We start from the raw sequence: 20,928 nt of genomic DNA, 5'->3' as shown, positions 1-20,928 counted from the left end.
TCATACTCCCATTCCTAAAATTAATGGATTTATAGTTACATCCGCAGGAATACTTAGCCCTGTTGCTACATTTGAAGCATCAACAGTTACGTCGGTTTTTAGAAATAATTTTTTAGCATCAACATTGATAAAAAAAGTGTCGTTCAACATTAAATCAAAACCAACTTGGAAAGCATAAGCGACATTGTTTTTATAACTAACATTTTTAATTGTATTTCCATCCTCTACATTGTAAAAAATAGTATAGTTGACACCAGCACCAACATAAGGTTTAAATACTTTTTCTTCAAAAGGTGTAAAATGGTATTGCAATGTTAATGTTGGAGGCAATAACCAAACATTTCCTAAATCTATGTTGACATTAGTTGGTCCTCCAATAGCAGAAATATCGGAGCCGACAGTATTGACATCGTGCTTGGTAGTTCCCAAAATTAACTCGGCTGCAAAATGCTTTGTGAAAAAATAAGTAAAGTCCAGTTCCGGAACAAATGTGTTTGAAAGAGAGACATCACCTCCAATAATTCCGATTTTGGCACTTTCATATGGTATAACCGCAATTCCCCTGATTCGAGCCTGCCATTTTTTAAAATCCTGAGTATTATTTTGTTCTTGGGCTTGTGCATTTAATGTCAAAAAAGACACCGCCATAAAGGCTAAGATAATTTTTTTCATTTTAACTTTAGTTTAAATTGTTAAACAAATGTATGTTTGAGCCTTTCATTTTTAACTGATATAAATCATAGTTTGAAAATTATTTACACTTATTTTAGGGCTTAGTACTAAATAAATTTTCAATTTTATTATACATTTGCAGTCTATGCTAAAAACAATAAATATATTCAATAAGAGAGCCAGATTCGACTATGAAATTATCGAAACATTTAATGCTGGAATTGTTTTGGCTGGTACCGAAATCAAATCCATTCGACTAGGAAAAGCAAACATAACAGAGAGTTTTTGTGAATTTAGCAATAATGAACTTTTTGCCATAAACACATATATCGAAGAATACACTTTTGGAAATCAATTCAACCACAAAGCCAGAAGCGAACGGAAATTACTTTTAAAGAAAAAGGAATTAAAAGGTTTGTTAAAAAGTGTTCAAGCCAAAGGATTAACAATAGTTCCTTTGAAATTGTTTACTAATGAAAAAGGATTGGCTAAACTACAAATAGGGCTTTGTAAAGGTAAAAAAACTTATGACAAGCGCGAATCTCTTAAAGAACAGGATACCAAACGCGATCTGGACCGAATCAAAAAATCATTTTAAGTTAAGGTTAAATTGATTTAAATAATTTTTTTATTTAAAAAAAATGACTGAATTTGTCAAGACAATTTAAAACATTCACTTTGAAATGAAAACATTACTCAAAAATGCAAGAGAACAAAAAGGACTCAAAACCAGGGAGGTGGCGCAACTTTTAAGAATTGATCAAGCCTTAATAAGTAAATTTGAAAGTGGGACCAGAAAACCAACAAGAGAGCAGGTTGTAAAACTAGCATCATTATTGGAAATCGATTTAGAAACCATAATGGTCGCCTGGCTTAAAGAAAAAATTATTCATGAAATTGGTCATGACGAGTTTGCGTTAAAAGCATTACTCGTGGCTGAAAAAGAGATTAGATATCAAAGTAAACCTGCAAAGAAAAAATTATCTACTACACTGCAGAAAGTCTTAGACGAAGTAGATAATTTGAAGACAAAACTAGATGGGCTTCGTCAATTTGAAAGTTATCGCATTGCACAAGCTTTAGAGCTGGAATATACTTTTGAAAGTAACCGTATCGAGGGAAACACGATGACGCTTCGAGAAACTGATTTGGTTATCAACGAAGGTTTAACTATTTCAGGAAAAAGCATGCGGGAACATCTTGAAGTAATTAATCATCATGAAGCAATTGCATACATCAAAGATTTGATGCAAAAAAATACTTCCATAAATGAACGCGAAATACTGTCTATTCATAATCTTATTTTGAGGGGGATTCATCCGGAAGATGCGGGTCGCTACAGGAAGGTTCAGGTGATGATTCAAGGAAGCAGCCATGTGCCGTCACAACCTTTTCTGAATGCCAAAGAAATGGAAGACTTTTTTATTTGGTATGAAACCGATAAATTAATCCTTCATCCTATAGTTTTGGCTGGCGAAATACACGAACGATTAGTCACTATCCATCCATTTATTGATGGAAATGGCAGAACTTCCCGCTTGGTTATGAACTTGATATTGTTACAACATGGCTATATCATCGCTAACATAAAAGGGGATTATGATAGTAGAATGCAATATTATCAGACATTAGAAACGGCTCAAACTAAAAACAATAAAGAAGATTTTTTATTGTTCATCGCTCAAATGGAAAAAGAAAGCTTAGAACGGTATTTAAATATTATCGGTCAGTAAAAAACACGTTTCGCTATTTAAGCGCGACGTGTTTTTTATTTAATTTTTATCTTCTAATAAAGGAACGAATCGAAATTCTCCAAATTCATGCTTTTCGAATTGAGTTTCATTTTTCCTGATTAGCAAAGTCATTATTTGCACCTCTTCGCCTAATGGAATAACGAGCCTTCCTCCTATTTTTAGCTGTGCCATCAGAGGTTGGGGAATAAATGGAGCGCCTGCCGTTACAATTATGCTATCAAAAGGAGCGTAGCTTGGCAATCCTTTATAACCATCTCCAAAAGAAAGATGTTTGGGACGAATATTCAATTTTGGAAACAGAGCAGATGTTTTTTTGAATAACTCGTTTTGCCTTTCAACACTATATACTTTTGCTCCCATAGTACACAAAACAGCCGTTTGATATCCGGAGCCGGTTCCTATTTCTAAAATTTTATGTTCTTTTTTTACTTCTAATAATTGAGATTGAAAAGCTACAGTGTACGGTTGTGATATCGTTTGGCCAGCTCCGATAGGAAATGCTTTATCTTGATACGCAAAGTCTTCAAAACTGGAATTCAAAAATAAATGTCTCGGAATCTTTTTTATCGCATCCAAAACATTTTTATCTGTAATTCCTTTTTGCTCTAAAACGCTTACTAATTGATTTCTAAGTCCTTGATGCTTGGCTTTGTCTTGCAAAATTTACTATTTTATTTTGGTAAAAATAGAAAACAATTTTTGAAATCAAATGTTGGATTTTAAAATTTAAATTAACTGAAGAATTGTCCTGCATCAATAATAGATTAATCATTTTATTCTTATTTTTGTAAAAATTACATCATTATGCTGAAAATTGGAGTATTAGGTGCTGGTCATCTGGGAAAAATACATTTGCGACTATTACAACAATCTGATAAATATGAATTAGTCGGTTTTTATGACCCAAATCAAGAGAATGCCGAAAAGCTTTCCAAAGAATTTGGCTATAAACATTTTAGCACAATTGCAACTCTTATTCATGCAGTTGATGTAATTGACATTGTTACCCCAACTCTTTCTCATTACAAATGTGCCAAAGTAGCCATCAAATCCGGCAAGCATGTTTTTATAGAAAAACCCATTTCAAATACGGTGGAAGAAGCCGAAGAAATTATTGCTTTAGCAAAAGAATATAATGTTAAAGGTCAAGTTGGGCATGTGGAACGTTTTAATCCTGCATTCATAGCTACCAAAAACATGATTGAAAACCCTATGTTCATTGAAACCCATCGTCTTGCTGAATTTAATCCTCGTGGAACCGATGTTCCTGTAGTTTTAGATTTGATGATTCATGATATTGATGCTATTTTAAGTGTTGTAAAATCTAAAGTAAAAAATATAAATGCCAGTGGCGTTTCAGTTATCAGTGATACACCGGATATTGCTAATGCGAGAATCGAATTCGAAAATGGTTGTGTTGCCAATTTGACGGCGAGCAGAATTTCGATGAAAAACATGCGTAAATCTCGTTTTTTCCAAAAAGACGCTTACATCTCGGTTGATTTCCTAGAAAAGAAATGTGAAGTGGTAAAAATGAAAGATGCTCCGGAAATTCCTGGCGATTTTGATATCATTTTACAAAATGCCGAAGGCGTAAAAAAACAAATCTACTTCTCCAATCCAGATGTATATCAAAACAACGCAATTCTTGATGAATTAGAATCATTTGCAGATGCCATAAATAATAACACTACTCCCATTGTGACATTGGAACAAGCAACTGAAGCATTAAGAGTAGCGTACCAAATTATTGATTGTTTCAAAAAATAATCTTTAAATCCTAAAATTAAAATATTTTAATCCAAAATAAGAATGAAAACAATAGCTGTAATCGGAGCAGGAACAATGGGGAATGGAATCGCCCATACTTTTGCACAAAGCGGTTTTACCGTAAAATTAATAGATGTTTCTGAAAAATCATTAGATAAAGGAATAGCAACAATTGCCGCTAATTTAGATCGAATGATTGCAAAAGGCAGTATTACCCAAGAAGACAAAGCTAATACGATTACCAATATTATAACCTACACGGATATCAAAGATGGTGTTGTAGGTGTAGATTTAGTGGTTGAAGCGGCAACTGAAAATGTAGAATTGAAATTAAATATCTTCAAGCAATTAAACGAAGCTTGTTCTCATAATACGATTTTGGCAACCAATACTTCTTCTATTTCTATTACTCAAATTGGAGCAGTTGTGGCACATCCAGAACGTGTTATCGGAATGCATTTTATGAATCCGGTGCCAATTATGAAATTGGTAGAAATTATTCGTGGTTATAACACTTCGGACGAAGTGACTAAAACCATCATGAATCTTTCAGGAAAATTAGGAAAAACACCCGTTGAAGTGAACGATTATCCTGGTTTTGTTGCCAATAGAATTTTGATGCCCATGATTAATGAAGCTATCGAAACCTTGTATAATAAAGTGGCCGGTGTTTATGAAATTGATACTGTTATGAAACTTGGAATGGGTCACCCAATGGGACCTTTACAACTTGCTGATTTTATTGGTCTTGATGTATGTTTAGCAATTTTAAATGTAATGTATGACGGCTTCAAAAATCCAAAATATGCGCCTTGCCCATTATTAGTAAATATGGTTCGTGCAGGGAAAATGGGTGTAAAGTCTGGTGAAGGTTTTTACGATTATTCTGAAAGCAAAAAAGCTGAGAAAATTTCTAAACAATTTATATAAAAAGTCATCCTTTTCGGTCGCAGTTTTCAGGTTGTACGATCACCTGAAAACTGCGACTGTGACTATAAACTAAATCAGATGGCTAAAATAGTTCCTTTTAAAGCAGTTCGTCCCACTCGTGATAAGGTTTGTCTTGTCACTTGTCGTTCTTATGAAGAATATGTAAATGCTGAATTAGCAGCACAATTAGATTTTAATCCGTTGTCCTTTTTACATATTCTAAAGCCTGCATATACCAATCCTGAAACTGTTTCTTTTGAAAAAAGATACCGACAAGTACATCAAAAATACGAGGATTTCAAAAATGAGCTTATTTTAATAAAAGACAATAAACCAGCAATTTATATTCATAAAATTGTAACTAAAACACACGCTTTCACCGGCATTATCGTAGGTACAAGTGTCGTAGACTATTGCAACAATATCATTAAAAAACACGAAGATATTATTGCGTTCAGAGTTCGATTATTAAAAGAATATATGAAATATTCAGAGTTCAATACCGAACCTGTTTTAATGACCTATCCTGATAATAAAACGATTGAAAATTGGATATTTAATTGTACCCAAAAATTAGCCGATTTTGAATTTTCAACGACGAAAAAAGAAATTCATTATCTGTGGAAAATTCATGACGCATTAGAAATCGATTGGTTGCAAAATATATTTGAAAAGACCGATAATCTTTACATAGCGGACGGTCACCATCGCACCGAAGCGCTGAAATTATTATCTGAGGAAAATGATGATCCAGAAAATACAGCAAAAAATCACATTCTGAGTTATTTAATTTCCGAAAATAATGTCAAAATATACGAATTCAATCGGTTAGTAAAAGATTTAAACGGGTTCACGAAAGAAGATTTTATCAAAGAATTAGAAAAGGATTTTATTCTTGAAAATAAATTTCAGCAACCTTTTCACCCTTCTCAAAAGCATCATTTCGGAATGTACCTGCACAATGAGTTTTATAGTTTAATTTTACGAAAAGAAAATGAAGTTTTCTTAACTGCTTTGGACAGTTTAGACACACAAATTTTATACAAAAAAGTGTTGCTGCCGATACTTGCCATTGAAGATTTACGAAACGACGAACGAATCGAATATCTTTCAGGAAAACAATCCGTTTTAGAAATAAAAAATAAAATAGATCAAGGAGAATTTGAAATCGGTTTTATATTATTTCCTTCGAACATTGGAGAAATAAAAGCATTAGCCGATTCCAATTTAATTATGCCTCCAAAAAGTACGTACATTGAACCTAAATTCAGAAGTGGATTGGTTATATATGAACTTTAGATTTCAATAACCTTTTAAAATCATACTATTAAAATGGCAATAGCAACAAATTTACTCCAAATAAAATCCACTTTACCAGAAAATGTAATCTTAGTTGCGGTTTCGAAAACCAAACCTGTTTCGAATTTAATGGAAGGGTACGAAGTTGGTCAACGCATTTTTGGAGAAAACAAAATCCAAGAAATGACCGAGAAATGGGAACAAATGCCAAAAGACATTCAATGGCACATGATAGGTCACGTTCAGACAAATAAGGTAAAATTTATGGCGCCGTTTGTAAGTTTGATTCACGGTGTGGATAGTTTCAAATTATTAGAGGAAATCAATAAACAAGCTAAGAAAAACAACAGAATTATAGATTGCTTATTACAAATTCACATTGCTGAAGAGGAAACTAAATTTGGTCTTAACAAGGAAGAACTAGTTTCACTCCTATCTTCGGATGACTTTCAGCAACAAAAAAATATCCGAGTCGTTGGATTAATGGGAATGGCAACTTTCACAGATGATAAAGAACAAGTCAAAAAAGAATTTAATCAATTAAAATCTATTTTTGATCAGTCCAAAATGAATAATTCACAATTCACCATTCTTTCGATGGGAATGTCCGGCGATTATCAACTCGCAATTGAATGCGGAAGCACAATGGTTCGAATAGGAAGTAGTATCTTTGGGGAACGAAATTGATTTTTGATTTGAGATTAACGAATATTGACCCAAACGGTAGCGAACTGGCGAAGCATTTCAGATTTAAAAATCTCTACTTCAAAACTGAATACTAAAAACTGAACACTGAATACTTATTTTGTACGCAATACTAGACATAGAAACCACCGGAGGACAATTTAACGAAGAGGGAATCACTGAAATCGCCATCTACAAATTTGATGGTCATGAAGTAGTAGATCAATTCATCAGTTTGGTAAATCCGGAAATCCCAATTCAGCCATTTGTTGTAAAACTGACGGGAATCAACAATGCCATGTTGCAATCTGCTCCCAAGTTTTTCGAAGTAGCTAAACGCATCATCGAAATGACAAATGATTGTGTCATTGTGGCTCATAATGCCTCTTTTGACTATAGAATTCTAAGAACTGAATTCCGACGATTAGGGTATGATTTTGAAGCCAAAACAATTTGCACAGTCGAATTATCAAAAAAATTATTACCGGAACAGCCATCTCATAGTTTAGGGAAACTCGTTCGTGCTCTTGGAATCCCAATGGCAGATCGCCACAGAGCAAGCGGTGATGCTTTGGCTACTGTGAAATTATTTAAAATCCTTTTGGAAAAAGATTTAGAAAAAGAAATTGTAAAGGATTTTATAAAACTGGAAATCGAAAAAGGAATTACTCCAAAATTACTAGATATTGTTGCCGGCTTACCTGCCAAAACAGGTGTTTATTACATTCATAATGAAAAAGGAAACCTGGTCTACATTGGCAAAAGCCGAAATATAAAAAAACGCATCAACCAGCATTTTACAGGAACTTCCACTAAATGTAAAAAGATTCAAGCCGAAGTTTTTACGGTAACGTATGATGAAACCGGAAGTGAATTGATTGCATTATTGAAAGAAAGTGAAGAAATAAAAATCAATAAACCCATATATAACAGAGCACAGCGAAAAAGTATCTTTCAATTAGCTTTGTACGCGGAAAAAGATGAAAAGGGATACATTAATTTAAAACTTCAAAAAGCGGATGGCCGAAAAAAAGAAATTACCTCTTTTACTTCCATTCAAGAAGGAAAAAATGCGTTGTTCAGAATCACTTCCCATTACAATTTATGTCAAAAACTTAGCGGTTTGTATCATTCCAAAACAAACTGTTTTCAATACAGTATAAAAGAGTGTGACGGTGCTTGTATTGGCGAGGTTTCTCCTGAAGAATATAATGCCAGAGTACAAAATTTTATAGATAAAAATACATTCCAAAATCAAAATATGGTTTTGATTGATAAAGGAAGAACCATCAGCGAACGTTCAGCAGTTTTGATAGAAAACGGGATTTACAAAGGTTACGCTTTCTATGATTTAAACTATCAAATTAACAATATCGAAATATTGAAGAACATCATTATTCCGATGCAAAATAATCGTGACACCAAAAATATTATTCAAGGACACATCCGAAAAAACCAAACGTTAAAGACTGTGAAATTCTAAACGCATACCAATCCTTAAATAAATATGCAAAGAATAAGGTCAAATTCCGACCCTTTAAGGCAAAAGACAAATGTCGTACTTTACGGAACCAATCCAGCTTCCGGACGATTATTTGATCTCGTTCTTTTACGAGTAATTCTGGTAAGTATTGTAATCGTCATGCTGGAAACTTTAAAAAGTTTTGGCACAAAATACCACAAAGAACTTATTATTTTGGAGTGGGTTATTATAATTTTCTTCACTTTCGAACACCTATTCCGAATTATTTCTCTAAAGAAACCACTCAAATACAACTTTAGTTTTTACGGCACTATTGATTTAATAGCGACTTTACGCTTGTATTTCTCGTTATTTTTTGTTGGACAAAATACTTTAACGATCGGCAGAGCACTCGGATTATTGCGTTTATATAAAATTTCAAAGCATCCTATATTCTCCGGCCAGTTCACTCGCTTAAAAGAAGCGCTGATTGCCCGCAGGGGAAAAATACTGATTTTTATCTTTTTTATGCTCATCAGCAGTAACATAATCGGTTCCATAATTTATGATGTCGAAGGAGAAGAAGGAGGATTCAGTAGTACTCCAACCAGTATTTATGGGACCATAGTCACGCTCACAACAGTAAGCTACGGAGATATTTCGCCCATAACGACATTGGGACAAGCCATCGAGTCGGTAATAATGATTATGGGTTACGGAATAATAGCCTCGCCTACAGGAATTGTTTCGGCTGAATTTGCAAACAGCAACCGTAAAAAATCAAGAGCAGAAAAATCAATCCATGCACTGTTTGCGGAACCGAAGGCCACGAATTTAATGCCAAATACTGTTTCCATTGCGGAGCAGAACTATAATTTATTAATTTTAAGCAATTCCAGCTGTACACTGCAACTCCTCGTTATTTCAATTGTTTTTCTAAGGCATAAAAGGAGCTTCCTACGGTCGCTCTTTTACACCAAGAAAAACTAACTTCCATAACTGCGGGGTTTCCGTTTCCATCTGGGCTAAAAAATATGAAATACCTAATCACTATCATCGGACCTACAGCTATAGGAAAAACTTCCTTAAGCATTGTTTTAGCAAATTACTTCAATTGTGAAATCATTTCCTGTGACAGCCGACAGTTTTTTAAGGAAATGACTATTGGAACAGCAGTTCCCAACAAATCTGAGTTAGCTACAGCAAAACACCATTTTATCCAAAACAAATCTATATTCGAAAATTACACCGTTGGGGATTTCGAAAAAGAAGCGATTGTAAAACTGGACGAACTATTTTTGACCAATGATTTCGCAATTCTGGTGGGTGGTTCCGGATTATACGTAGATGCAATTCTAAAAGGTTTTGATGAATTTCCCGAAATAGATGCTGGAGTACGTGCAGAAGTAAACAAAAACTATGAGAAACTGGGAATTGGATATTTGCAACAAAAACTCGAAGTTATAGATCCCGATTATTACAAAACTTTGACTGCTGAGAATCCTCAAACATTGCAAAACCCGCAACGAATGATGCGTTTTGTAGAAGTATGTCTGGGTTCTGGAAAACCGTATTCATCTTTTTTAAACCAGAAAAAAAATAGTAGAAAATTTACTCCTATTTTAATTGGTCTGGAAGCCGACAGGAAGATAATTTATAGCCGAATCAATCAACGCGTTGACATCATGATGAATGAAGGACTTCTGGCTGAAGCCAAAACGTTGTTTCCGAACAAAGAACTCAATGCGCTACAAACCGTGGGTTACCGGGAATTATTCAGTTATTTTGACAGAGAAATTTCATTGGAATTTGCCATTGAAGAAATAAAGAAAAACACAAGACGATTTTCAAAACGCCAATTGACTTGGTTCAAAAGAAATGAAAATACAAAATGGTTTGATTTCGAAACTCCGTATGAAACTATTGTGGATTACATCAATTCGAAAAAATAAAACTAAAGAATCCAAATTAATAATTTATAATTCATAATTCTCTCCATGCCTATATCTCCTAACTTCACATCTGTTTTAAGCAAAGACTGGGAAATTAATTTCACCCAATGTGCGCCAAATGGATTTTTAAAATATACTGATTTGTGCAATATTTTGCAATTAACAGCAGCTGCACATTCCGAAGTTGGCGGAATCAGTTTTACAGACATGCAAGAATTTAACCAAGCTTGGGTATTAAGCCGAATGAGAGTTGAAATCACTAAATTACCAAAATGGGGAGATACAGTAACTGTGAAAACATGGATCAATTCCCTAGAAAATTCTCGTTCCGTTCGTGCGTTGGAAATGCATGTAAATGGAGAAAAAATTGTGGGTTCTGAGACTTTTTGGGCTGTTTTTAATACTAAAAAGCGTCGGCCGGAAGGATTGAAATTGCCATTCGAACATTTTGAATTATATCCCGAAAAAAGAGCTACTAAAGATGGTTTCTCCAAAATAAATTTCAATAATGAGAAAGAAATTGTTTTCGAAAAAAACGTCTTTTTATCCGATTTAGATATTGTAAATCATGTCAATAATGTCAAATATCTGGAATGGTGTTTGGATTTTGTCGATGAAAAATTAATCCTAAATCAAAAAATTGAAAGTTTTGAGATGAATTTTTTAAAAGAATTATCCCTAAATGATAAGGTTATCATTCACGAAAGTATTGCAGAGAATGAAACTGTTTTTAGTATCACAAAAGAGGACAAAACGAGTTTTGCTCTACAATTGAACTGGAAATAAAATACGTCTTTTTGTTCTAAAAAAAAGCCTCAATTTCTTGAGGCTTGCTTCTATTTATTCTGCTACTTTATTTTTAACCACTAATCTAAATCCTTCTCCGTGGATGTTTAAAATTTCCACATCTTCGTCCAGTTTCAAATATTTTCGAAGCTTAGCGATGTACACGTCCATACTTCTTGAAGTAAAATAGTTATCATCTCTCCAGATTTTTGTCAAGGCTAATTCCCTTGGCATCAAATCATTTTCATAAAGAATTAACATTTTCAATAATTCATTCTCTTTTGGAGACAGTTTTATTGGTTCTTCATTATTAAAAGTTAAAAAACGAAGTTTTGAATTCAAATGAAATTTACCAATATTAAATTCAAATTGTACTTGCTCTGCTTTCGTATCAGATGATTTTCTTTGAATTATGGCTTTTATTTTCATCAATAATACTTCCGAATCAAAAGGTTTATTCAAGTAATCATCAGCACCTGCTTTATAACCTTTCAACACATCTTCTTTCATCGATTTTGCTGTCAAGAAAATGATTGGCACTTCATTGTTTTTTTCTCTGATTTCTTTGGCTAATGTATATCCATCTTTATATGGCATCATCACATCAAGAATACATAAATCAAAAGTATCTTTCTTGAATTTTTCAAATCCTTCCATTCCATTTTTCGCTAAAGTGACATCAAAATCATTTAGCATTAAATAATCTTTTAAAACTGCACCAAAATTAAGGTCATCTTCGACTAGAAGTATTTTTTTATTTACATTTTCCATATTCTAATTTATTAATGGTAATTTTATTATGAAGGTACTACCTTTTCCCTTTTCACTTTCTACATAAACTTGACCGTTATGGTCGTCAACAATTCTTTTTACATACGCTAAACCTAAACCATGTCCTTTGACATTGTGAATATCGCCAGTATGTTCTCTGTAAAATTTTTCAAAAATTCTTTTTTGGGCAATTTTACTCATTCCCAATCCTTTATCTTTTACTTTGATAATAATCATGTCCTTGATATTTTCAGTAAAAATCTCAATTTCAGGAACGTTTGGAGAATATTTTATAGCATTCTCCAGAATATTTACAATTACATTGGTAAAATGAACATCATTAATCAAAACTGTGGTTCTTACAGCATCAAAATGACTTTTAATTGTACCTTCTCTATCTTCCAGAATCAAATTCACGTGCTCAATCGCGTCGTTTATTATATCATGGATATTATGTGATTCTTTGATGATATTTAATTCCTTCTTTTCTAATTTAGAGATGCGCAGTACATTTTCTACTTGTGCATGCATCCGCTTGTTTTCATCTTTTATCATCTGCAGATATCGCAATACCTTTTCTCTATCATCTATTATTTTTGGATTTCTGATGGCATCCAAAGCTAAGTTTATCGTAGCAATAGGAGTTTTGAACTCGTGTGTCATGTTATTGATAAAATCATTCTTGATTTCAGAAATCTGACGTTGGCGAATTAATTGATTTAACGCGCTCGAATACGCAATTAAAATAATTAATGTAAAAATTATTGAAAGAACCGTTATACTTACCAATTCAGATAGTAAAAATTTCTTTTTGTGGGGAAACGTAACTAACAGTTGGTACTTACTATTCCCTTCATTATCAGAAAATATTGGAGTGGAGTACGTTGCTTCTTTATTGTATTTAAATTCGTTCGATTTTACATTAGTGGCCAAATTATTATTGTAAATACTAAATTCAAATTTCGTATTAACACCAGATTCCTCTAATTCTTTTTTGATAAGTTTATTCAGCGTTTCTTTTGAAACTCTTTCCTGAATTGGTAAAACAGAAGCAAAATCTTTATAAAATATCTCAAAAGAAGCATTATCTAAAACATCTAAATTACCAGTTTTTTCAATCCTGATATCTGGTATTAAGCTTTGTGTTACGTTGGATTTATCAATAGAATTATTGTTGTAAACTTCTGTAACACGTTTAGAATTGAAGCTCTTAAACTTTTCACTATCAAATTTTTTATCAAAGAACGTAGGTGAAATATTGTAATCTTCAGAAATTATACTATTTGAATATATTATTGTCTTATTGGTCCTTGGATTTTTTTGAACGTAATAAAATTCCAATATATCATCCTTTTTTGGTACTTTTCCCGTGCTGTCACGATAGTGATTTATTTTATCATAAAAGTTATACGCTTCCTGTTTTTGAATCTTATCAGCCACACTGCCAATAACTTGCTTAACATGAAATTTAAATTGCTCGTCATTATTTTTAAATGAGGTATTAAACCAATACACCTGAACTAGAATAATCCCAATTAGGGACAAGCTCATTAATAAAACAAGTACTCTAAAAAAAAGTTTATTCATCAAAACAAATTTAGTATTTTAACAATATATTAAATAATAGATTAACCAAACATTAACACCTATGAATGTTTTTGTTTAATCTTTAAAATTTTAAGAATTCGATACACTTCCAGTTTTGCATTTTCAAGTGAAATATTTTCGATAACAAAATCACTTTTAGAGATTCGTTTTTCATCTGTCCACTGTGCATTTATCCTTTTTAAAACAAGTTCACGAGTGGTTTTATCACGTTCGACAACACGTTGAATCCTTGTATCTGTTGGAGCTGCGACAGTTATAATAAAATCGCAGTTTTTATAACCTCCACTTTCAAATAAAATAGCAGCTTCATAAATTACATAATGACTTTTTTTATACTGCAAAAGCCAGTGTTCAAAATGCTTTTTTACGGCAGGGTGAACAATATTGTTAAGTAATTCTAATTTTTCCGGTTTATTAAATACGATGTTGGCCAGTTTCTCTCTATTCAATGTTCCGTGTTCAAAAATTGCTTCGCCAAATGTATTTTTTATCGTAGCAATAATTTCCGAAGATTGCATAATGTTTTTCGCTTCATCATCAGCAATATAAACTGGAATCCCAAAGGATTGAAAATACTTTGCAATAGTAGTTTTTCCGCTTCCGATACCGCCAGTTAAACCAATAATTTTTGTCATGTTACACTTTAAAAAATAATTCGGGAAAAGCTTCTTGGGGTTTTTGTTTCAAAATAATTACCTTATAATACGATTTTATAAAGCCTAAACCGTATCCGTAAAACTGTTTCCAAACCGCTATTATTGATAAGTAGCCTATTTTAACACTTCTATTCTGGTAAGAAGACACCAAAAACAGCACGAAAAAGTAAAAAAAATACAACTGAAGTAGGTAATCAAAATTAAAAATGAACAACAATACAATGGAAGTAAAAAATCCAATGATGAAAACGGAAGGAAAGAAAAAAGTCAGTTTACTATATTTTGGATACCAACTGTTGAGAATAGGCCTTGCTTTTCCAAATTTATTCACCTGAATTGAAAACTTTTCCCAATCAATTCTTCTCTTATGATACACGTAAGCGTTAGGAAACAGTTTGGTTTCAAAACCCAAATTCCACAAACGAATTGACAAATCAGGATCTTCCCCCGGATGGATATTTCCAAAACCTTTTGATGCTTCAAAAGCTTTTCTGGATAATCCCATATTAAAACTTCTGGGTTGAAATTTATCAATTTTTTCCGAACCGCCTCTAATTCCTCCTGTAGTCAGAAACGAAGTCATTGCAAAATTAATCGCTTTTTGAATATCCGAAAAACTATCTAAGGCTTTATCAGGTCCTCCAAAACAATCCACATAATTTTGTTTTAAAGCTTTATCAACTTCCGATAAATATTGTGTTGGAATAATACAATCCGAATCGAAAATGATAAAATAATCTCCTCTGGCTTTCTGCATTCCGTAATTTCTGGAATCGCCAGGTCCTGTATTTTTTTTATAATAATAAGAAATATTCAATCTGTCACCATATTTTTGAGCAACATCTTTACAAACTAAAGTAGACCCATCTTCAACTAAAACAATTTCAAATATTTCAGGATACGTTGCATGCGATAAACTTTCTAAAAGCTCATCAACTTCGTCAGGACGATTATAAACAGGTATAATTAGGGAAAAAAACATAAATATAATGTGTATTTTTAGACTTAAAAAATTTTAACAAATGTAATCTTTATCGATAAAAAAACCATCAACTATTAATTGATGGTTTTATAAATTTTAAATTCATTAATTTGATTAGCCAATACTTTCGATGTTTACCACTTCGTTTGCATCTGTTTTATAATCTACTCCCGCTACGTCAAAGCCAAATAGATTGTAGAAATCTTTTCTATATCCTTCTAAATCTCCAATTTCAGCTAAATTTTCAGTTACAGCTTCAATCCATAATTTAGCTACTTTTTCCTGAACATCCGGGCGCATTTCTAAATCGTCAATACGGATTCTTCCTTTCTCATCAACCGGAACGTCTCTTCCAGTATACAATCTTTCTTGATACAAACGTTGAATTTGTTCGATACAACCTTCATGAATTCCTTCTTCTTTCATTATTTTATACAATAAAGAAATATACAATGGAATAACCGGAATGGCGGAACTTGCTTGTGTAACCAATGCTTTATTTACTGAAACATATGCTTTTCCATCAATAGCACCTAAACTATCCGTGATAGCGAAGGCTGTCGCTTCAAGATGATCTTTGGCACGACCAATAGTTCCTTTTCTATACACTGCTTCTGTCAATGACGGTCCAATATAAGAATAAGCAACCGTTGTAGCTCCTTGAGCAAGAAGATTTTCTGCTTTTAAAGCATCAATCCACATCGCCCAATCTTCACCGCCCATAACGGCAACTGTGTTTTCAATATCGTCTCCACTGCATGGCTCGATTGAGATTTCAGAAACTTTACCTGAGTGAAAATCAACCGTTTTATTGGTATACGTTCCACCGATAGGTTTCAATACAGAACGATGCAAAAGACCGGTAACCGGATGCATACGAACCGGAGAAGCTAAGCTATAGATAATTAAGTCTACTTGCCCTAAATCAGCTTTTATAAGATCTAATGTTTGTTGTTTTATTTCATTTGAAAACGCATCACCATTAACACTTTTTGCATATAAACCTGCTTTATGTGCCTCAGTTTCAAAAGCTGCAGAATTATACCAACCTGGAGAAGCTGTTTTTCCTTCAGAAGGAGCTTTTTCAAAAAATACACCAATAGTTGCTGCATCAGAGCCAAAAGCACTTGTAATTCTGGAAGCCAATCCAAAACCAGTTGAAGCTCCAATTACTAATACTTTTTTAGCACCGTCAATTGCGCCTTTTGATTGTATGTATTCTATTTGATTTTTAACATTTTGCTCGCATCCTTTTGGGTGTGATGTCGTACAAATAAATCCTCTCATTCTTGGTTCAATAATCATAACTTTGGTTATTCGTTTATTTATTCTTCAAATACTCTTTTTCTCAAGCAATTTCATAAGCTTAAAAAATGACAAATATAATTTAAAATATTAGTTCAGCAAGGCTTTAGCATGATTTAAGGCCGAATCAGAGACAACCGTTCCTGATAACATTTGCGCGATTTCAACAATCCTTTCATCGTCACTCAAAAGCTTCAATTCCGATTGCGTATCCTCGCCAACAGTCGATTTAAACACTTTAAAATGTTCATTTCCTTTTGCCGCAATTTGGGGTAAATGCGTAATTGCAAAAATTTGCATTTTTTGGCTCATTTCTTTCATAATTTCGCCCATTCTGATAGCGATTTCTCCGGAAACACCTGTATCAATTTCATCAAAAATCAATGTCGGTAATTTTGAATATTGTGCCAATATCGCCTTTACCGCAAGCATAATTCTTGACATTTCGCCGCCGGAAGCTACTTTTTTCAACAAACCGAAATCAGTTCCTTTATTGGCAGAAAATAAAAACTGAAGCTCATCTTTTCCGTTTTGGAAATAGGTTTCCGTCGTATTAATATCAATATTGAAACGAACATTTGGCATTCCCAACGTTTCTAAAATAGTAATCAATTTTTGAGATAAAACTGGAATCGAAACCAATCTATTATTATGAATTGTTATCGAAAAAGCATCCAATTCAACCGTTTTTTGTTTGATAGAAAGCGACAGTGCAGCAATCTCCTCTTCCATACTACCTAGCTCCAAAACTGAATTTTCCAAATTTGCTTGAATTTGAAGTAATTCATCCACAGATGAAACCTGATGTTTCTTTTGCAAAGTAAAGATTACCTGAAGCTTCTGACTTATCAAATCCAGTTGTTGCGGATCATTTATCAGTTTTTCAGAACAACGGTTCATTTCATCCGAAATATCATCAAATTCAATTGTCAAGCTTGTAATCCTCTCAAGCAAAGTATGATATTCCGATGAAAAAGAGGCTATTTTTTGTAATGAAACCTTGATTTCATTCAAATTATGGAGTACACCAATTTGTTCTTCATTGGCAACAGCCAGAGATCTGTCGATAGCTTCTTTTATAATCTCAACATTATTTAATTTTTCAAAATCAGCCTCAAGAGATTCTTGCTCGCCTGATTTTAATTGTGCTGATATTAATTCATCCAATAAAAAAGTATTGTATTCTTGCTCTTTTTTAGATTCGCTTTGCCTTTTCAGCAGCGAATTTAATTTGGATTTATCCGATTTATAGCTTTTTAAAAGCGATTGATATTCCAGAATTGTTTCTTTATTGTTGGCAATTGCATCAATAATTTCGAACTGCACATTCTCATCCGAAAGTTCTTGAGTTTGCTGCTGCGAATGAATATCAATCAAGAACAAGCTCAGTTCCTGTAATTCCTGCAGATTTACGGGACTATCATTGATAAAAGCTCTTGATTTTCCGGAAGGAAGAATTTCACGTCTAATTATAGTATCATTTTCATAATCTAAATCATTGGCCTCAAAAAAAGGAAGCAAACTATACTTAGAAATTTCAAAATGAGCTTCAATTATACACTTTTCTTCTTTATTTTTTAAAGAAGTCAAGTCGGCTCTTTTTCCTAAAACCAATCCTAATGCTCCTAAAATTATTGATTTACCCGCACCGGTTTCACCGGTAATTGTTGAAAAACCTTTTGAAAAATCGATAGTCAATTTTTCTATTAAAGCATAGTTTTTTATCGAAAGTGACGTTATCATTTAATATATTGTGTTTTAGGGAGAAGTAAAATAAAAGTAAATTGAAGACCAATTAATATTTAATTGCTACCCATTTGCTTGAGTTTAAAGGAGAAATTTTGTTCAGATTATCAACTAAATCTGATATGGTAATACTGGGTCCACCAGAAAATATAGAAACGACTTCATCTGATTTAGCATCAAAAAAGACACGTGTTAAAAAGGCATTCGGTCTTGAAAGGTTTAATTTTGCTAAATTAACCAATGATGCTTTTATTTTTTCTTTCGAAACTTTTAAATCCTGACTCATCAAATCTAATCCACTATGATAATCATACATGGTTTGTCTGACTGGTTTGAAAGTTGGAGATAAAATATCATTTATCAAAAAGTAACGATTTTGGTTTCCATCAGCTTGACTCCAACCTTTGGAACCGCCTAATTGCGCCACATTTGAAATATTTTGAGCAATCTCAAAATTAGGTGTTCCAGATTCAGCCACAAATGTATCGGCATCCATTGCTAAAATTACATAACTGTAAAAAGCTAGCACCGAAACTAAATTAGAATCGAACGTAGTGGGATTGAATACTAGATTCTCAAACTCTATGTATCTGAAATTAAAGTCTTTGTCATTGTAATTTAATACAGGTGAAGAATAAAAAGAATTAAATACTGGTCTGGAAGATTGTACTTGAATTGTTGCTGTAAATTGATCCGAACTGTTGCCAGAAACAGTAATATACATTGAACAATTAATTTTTTCACTTTGCTTAACAGCTTGACCCGTCCAATCTGTTTTATTTAAAAACTCGCTTATAGATGTTTCTAAGGTTTTAAAAACTTGCTGATTGGTGACGCTCAACCTTTTTGAATCTACGGTAACCACACAATTTAGTTGTTGCGCTTGGGCAAAACCAACAATAAAAAGCAGCAAAAAAGTAACTATTTTATTCATCTGTAGATTTCTATTATTTTGCTTTTGTCCAAATCAAAACTATTGTAAGCCAGAACGTATTGTTCGCTATCGTTGAATTCCTAAGTGCGTTATTACCTTGTTTAGGATATCATCTGCCACTGCTTCTTTTGATTTTAATTCCATCGGTTCAATATTGAAATATTTATCAATAAAAGTTACTTTATTCGTTGGCTTACCAAAACCTGCACCTTGATCTTGTAATGAATTTAAAACTATCAAATCTAAGTTTTTTTTCTGAATTTTCAGCTTTGCATTTTCAATTTCATTTTCTGTTTCTAAAGCAAAACCTATCAGAAACTGATTTTTCTTTTGAGCACCCAAAGAAGCTAAAATATCTTTCGTTTTTTCGAGTTCAATTGTAAAGTTATCCGCTTCTTTTTTGATTTTTTGTAGAGCAACATTCTTAGGTTTATAATCAGCTACGGCTGCCGCTGCAATTGCAACATCTACGTCAGCAAAGAACTGATGACAAACATTGTACATTTCTTCGGCAGAAACTACTGAAATAACATCGATCAAAGGATTTGAAACTTTACAATTTGTAGGTCCCGAAACCAAAATTACAGAAGCACCTAAATTCGCAGCGCTTGAGGCAATATCAAAACCCATTTTACCCGAAGAATGATTTCCTATGAAGCGTACCGGATCTATTGCTTCATAAGTGGGGCCAGCAGTAATTAATATTTTTTTTCCTTTAAGTGGCAATTTGCTGTTTAAATCGGCTTCAATAAAAGCTACAATATTTTCAGGTTCCGCCATTCTTCCTTCACCGGATAATCCGCTTGCTAATTCACCGCTTTCAGCAGGAATTATAACATTGCCAAATCGAGACAAAGAAGAGAAATTAGCTATCGTTGAAGGATGTTTGTACATGTCTAAATCCATTGCAGGAGCAAAATACACCGGACATTTTGCCGATAAATAAGCTGCGATCAAAAGATTATCGCAAGTCCCATTTGTCATTTTTGACAAAGTATTTGCTGTTGCGGGAGCAATAACCATCAAATCAGCCCAAAGTGCTAATTCAACATGATTGTTCCATTTTTCATTCTCGTCGTCTTGATTGTAAAAACTGGAATGAACAGGATTTTTTGATAACGTGGATAAAGTAAGAGGAGTTACAAAATCCTTAGAAGCAGGTGTCATTATCACTTGGACATGTGCACCTGCTTTTATGAAAAGTCGTACTAATGATGCTGTTTTATAGGCTGCAATTCCACCAGAAACTCCAAATAGAATTTTCTTACCGCTTAAAACTGACATCGTACTATTATTTATTTGAATCTCTGTGGTAGATTTTACCGTCTAACCATTCTTGAACTGCTAAAGCGTGTGGCTTAGGTAGTTTTTCGTAAAATTTTGAAACCTCAATTTGTTCTTTGTTTTCAAAAACTTCTTCAAGACTGTCATTATATGTAGCAAATTCTTCTAATTTCTCTGTCAATTCTTTTTTAATTTCAGAGTTGATTTGGTTTGCTCTTTTAGCCATAATGGTTATCGCTTCATACACATTACCAGTAGGTTCTTCAATAACATTTTTGTTGTATGTTATTGTATTTACTGGAGCATTCGTCTTTTTTAAATCCATGACTTTAT

General features: G+C 33.1%; 21 protein-coding genes. 10 read left to right on the top strand and 11 right to left on the bottom strand.

Going from position 1 to position 20,928, the window contains the following annotated elements; genetic code table 11:
• Nucleotides 1–672: an OmpW/AlkL family protein gene (locus ACP7AQ_RS03440; protein WP_426094414.1), complete on the bottom strand. Its 672-nt coding sequence runs from the start codon at nucleotides 670–672 to the stop codon at nucleotides 1–3.
• A gap of 145 nt (nucleotides 673–817) precedes the next feature.
• Here ACP7AQ_RS03440 and smpB point away from each other — a divergent pair, with 145 nt between their 5' ends.
• On the top strand, nucleotides 818–1,270 hold the full coding sequence (gene smpB / locus ACP7AQ_RS03435; protein ID WP_091204586.1) for an SsrA-binding protein SmpB: 453 nt from the start codon (nucleotides 818–820) through the stop codon (nucleotides 1,268–1,270).
• A gap of 85 nt (nucleotides 1,271–1,355) precedes the next feature.
• Complete coding sequence (locus tag ACP7AQ_RS03430) at nucleotides 1,356–2,405, top strand: Fic family protein (protein WP_426094413.1); 1,050 nt, start codon at nucleotides 1,356–1,358, stop codon at nucleotides 2,403–2,405.
• A 39-nt stretch (nucleotides 2,406–2,444) separates the two neighbouring features.
• Here the strand turns inward: ACP7AQ_RS03430 and ACP7AQ_RS03425 are convergent, their stop codons facing one another.
• The gene (locus ACP7AQ_RS03425; protein WP_426091715.1) at nucleotides 2,445–3,086 is read right to left on the bottom strand and encodes a protein-L-isoaspartate(D-aspartate) O-methyltransferase; all 642 of its coding nucleotides are present in this window, start codon (nucleotides 3,084–3,086) and stop codon (nucleotides 2,445–2,447) included.
• Between the two features lie 144 nt (nucleotides 3,087–3,230).
• On the opposite strand from ACP7AQ_RS03425, the gene ACP7AQ_RS03420 reads away from it, so the two are divergent.
• From ACP7AQ_RS03420 to ACP7AQ_RS03385, 8 genes are all read left to right on the top strand, one after another.
• Nucleotides 3,231–4,196, top strand: a complete 966-nt coding sequence (locus ACP7AQ_RS03420; protein ID WP_426094412.1) for a Gfo/Idh/MocA family protein — start codon at nucleotides 3,231–3,233, stop codon at nucleotides 4,194–4,196.
• A gap of 42 nt (nucleotides 4,197–4,238) precedes the next feature.
• The gene (locus ACP7AQ_RS03415; protein WP_426094411.1) at nucleotides 4,239–5,126 is read left to right on the top strand and encodes a 3-hydroxyacyl-CoA dehydrogenase family protein; all 888 of its coding nucleotides are present in this window, start codon (nucleotides 4,239–4,241) and stop codon (nucleotides 5,124–5,126) included.
• A gap of 78 nt (nucleotides 5,127–5,204) precedes the next feature.
• Complete coding sequence (locus tag ACP7AQ_RS03410) at nucleotides 5,205–6,425, top strand: DUF1015 domain-containing protein (protein WP_426094410.1); 1,221 nt, start codon at nucleotides 5,205–5,207, stop codon at nucleotides 6,423–6,425.
• Between the two features lie 33 nt (nucleotides 6,426–6,458).
• Nucleotides 6,459–7,112, top strand: coding sequence for a YggS family pyridoxal phosphate-dependent enzyme (locus ACP7AQ_RS03405; RefSeq protein WP_426094409.1), 654 nt, complete (start codon nucleotides 6,459–6,461; stop codon nucleotides 7,110–7,112).
• A 118-nt stretch (nucleotides 7,113–7,230) separates the two neighbouring features.
• Nucleotides 7,231–8,592 carry an exonuclease domain-containing protein gene (locus tag ACP7AQ_RS03400; RefSeq protein ID WP_426094408.1) on the top strand — a complete coding sequence of 454 codons (1,362 nt, stop codon included), beginning with the start codon at nucleotides 7,231–7,233 and terminating at the stop codon, nucleotides 8,590–8,592.
• Between the two features lie 24 nt (nucleotides 8,593–8,616).
• Entirely contained in the window at nucleotides 8,617–9,561 is a 945-nt protein-coding gene (locus tag ACP7AQ_RS03395; protein ID WP_426094407.1) for an ion transporter, read from the top strand.
• A 44-nt stretch (nucleotides 9,562–9,605) separates the two neighbouring features.
• Nucleotides 9,606–10,523 (top strand): tRNA (adenosine(37)-N6)-dimethylallyltransferase MiaA, encoded by a 918-nt coding sequence (gene miaA, locus ACP7AQ_RS03390; protein ID WP_426094406.1) that lies wholly within the window; start codon nucleotides 9,606–9,608, stop codon nucleotides 10,521–10,523.
• Between the two features lie 45 nt (nucleotides 10,524–10,568).
• Entirely contained in the window at nucleotides 10,569–11,309 is a 741-nt protein-coding gene (locus ACP7AQ_RS03385) for an acyl-[acyl-carrier-protein] thioesterase (protein ID WP_426091708.1), read from the top strand.
• 54 nt (nucleotides 11,310–11,363) lie between these two features.
• On the opposite strand, the gene ACP7AQ_RS03380 is transcribed toward ACP7AQ_RS03385, so the two are convergent.
• The 9 genes from ACP7AQ_RS03380 to ACP7AQ_RS03340 form a co-directional block, all read right to left on the bottom strand.
• Nucleotides 11,364–12,080, bottom strand: a complete 717-nt coding sequence (locus tag ACP7AQ_RS03380; RefSeq protein ID WP_091204557.1) for a response regulator transcription factor — start codon at nucleotides 12,078–12,080, stop codon at nucleotides 11,364–11,366.
• 3 nt (nucleotides 12,081–12,083) lie between these two features.
• On the bottom strand, nucleotides 12,084–13,667 hold the full coding sequence (locus ACP7AQ_RS03375) for a sensor histidine kinase (RefSeq protein ID WP_426094405.1): 1,584 nt from the start codon (nucleotides 13,665–13,667) through the stop codon (nucleotides 12,084–12,086).
• A 59-nt stretch (nucleotides 13,668–13,726) separates the two neighbouring features.
• Nucleotides 13,727–14,323: a dephospho-CoA kinase gene (gene coaE, locus ACP7AQ_RS03370; protein ID WP_426094404.1), complete on the bottom strand. Its 597-nt coding sequence runs from the start codon at nucleotides 14,321–14,323 to the stop codon at nucleotides 13,727–13,729.
• Between the two features lies 1 nt (nucleotide 14,324).
• Nucleotides 14,325–15,326 carry a glycosyltransferase gene (locus ACP7AQ_RS03365; protein ID WP_426094403.1) on the bottom strand — a complete coding sequence of 334 codons (1,002 nt, stop codon included), beginning with the start codon at nucleotides 15,324–15,326 and terminating at the stop codon, nucleotides 14,325–14,327.
• A gap of 114 nt (nucleotides 15,327–15,440) precedes the next feature.
• On the bottom strand, nucleotides 15,441–16,631 hold the full coding sequence (gene fabV / locus ACP7AQ_RS03360; RefSeq protein WP_426094402.1) for an enoyl-ACP reductase FabV: 1,191 nt from the start codon (nucleotides 16,629–16,631) through the stop codon (nucleotides 15,441–15,443).
• A 90-nt stretch (nucleotides 16,632–16,721) separates the two neighbouring features.
• Complete coding sequence (recN, locus tag ACP7AQ_RS03355; RefSeq protein WP_426094401.1) at nucleotides 16,722–18,374, bottom strand: DNA repair protein RecN; 1,653 nt, start codon at nucleotides 18,372–18,374, stop codon at nucleotides 16,722–16,724.
• Between the two features lie 52 nt (nucleotides 18,375–18,426).
• Nucleotides 18,427–19,311: a DUF4835 family protein gene (locus ACP7AQ_RS03350; protein ID WP_426094400.1), complete on the bottom strand. Its 885-nt coding sequence runs from the start codon at nucleotides 19,309–19,311 to the stop codon at nucleotides 18,427–18,429.
• A 66-nt stretch (nucleotides 19,312–19,377) separates the two neighbouring features.
• Nucleotides 19,378–20,595: a bifunctional phosphopantothenoylcysteine decarboxylase/phosphopantothenate--cysteine ligase CoaBC gene (gene coaBC, locus ACP7AQ_RS03345; protein ID WP_426094399.1), complete on the bottom strand. Its 1,218-nt coding sequence runs from the start codon at nucleotides 20,593–20,595 to the stop codon at nucleotides 19,378–19,380.
• A 7-nt stretch (nucleotides 20,596–20,602) separates the two neighbouring features.
• Complete coding sequence (locus ACP7AQ_RS03340; RefSeq protein WP_035671643.1) at nucleotides 20,603–20,920, bottom strand: DNA-directed RNA polymerase subunit omega; 318 nt, start codon at nucleotides 20,918–20,920, stop codon at nucleotides 20,603–20,605.
• Nucleotides 20,921–20,928: the final 8 nt, after the last annotated feature.

The sequence above is a fragment of the Flavobacterium sp. DSR2-3-3 genome, assembly GCF_049896585.1.
GTDB lineage: Bacteria > Bacteroidota > Bacteroidia > Flavobacteriales > Flavobacteriaceae > Flavobacterium.
This window is presented reverse-complemented; position numbering and strand designations above follow the sequence as displayed.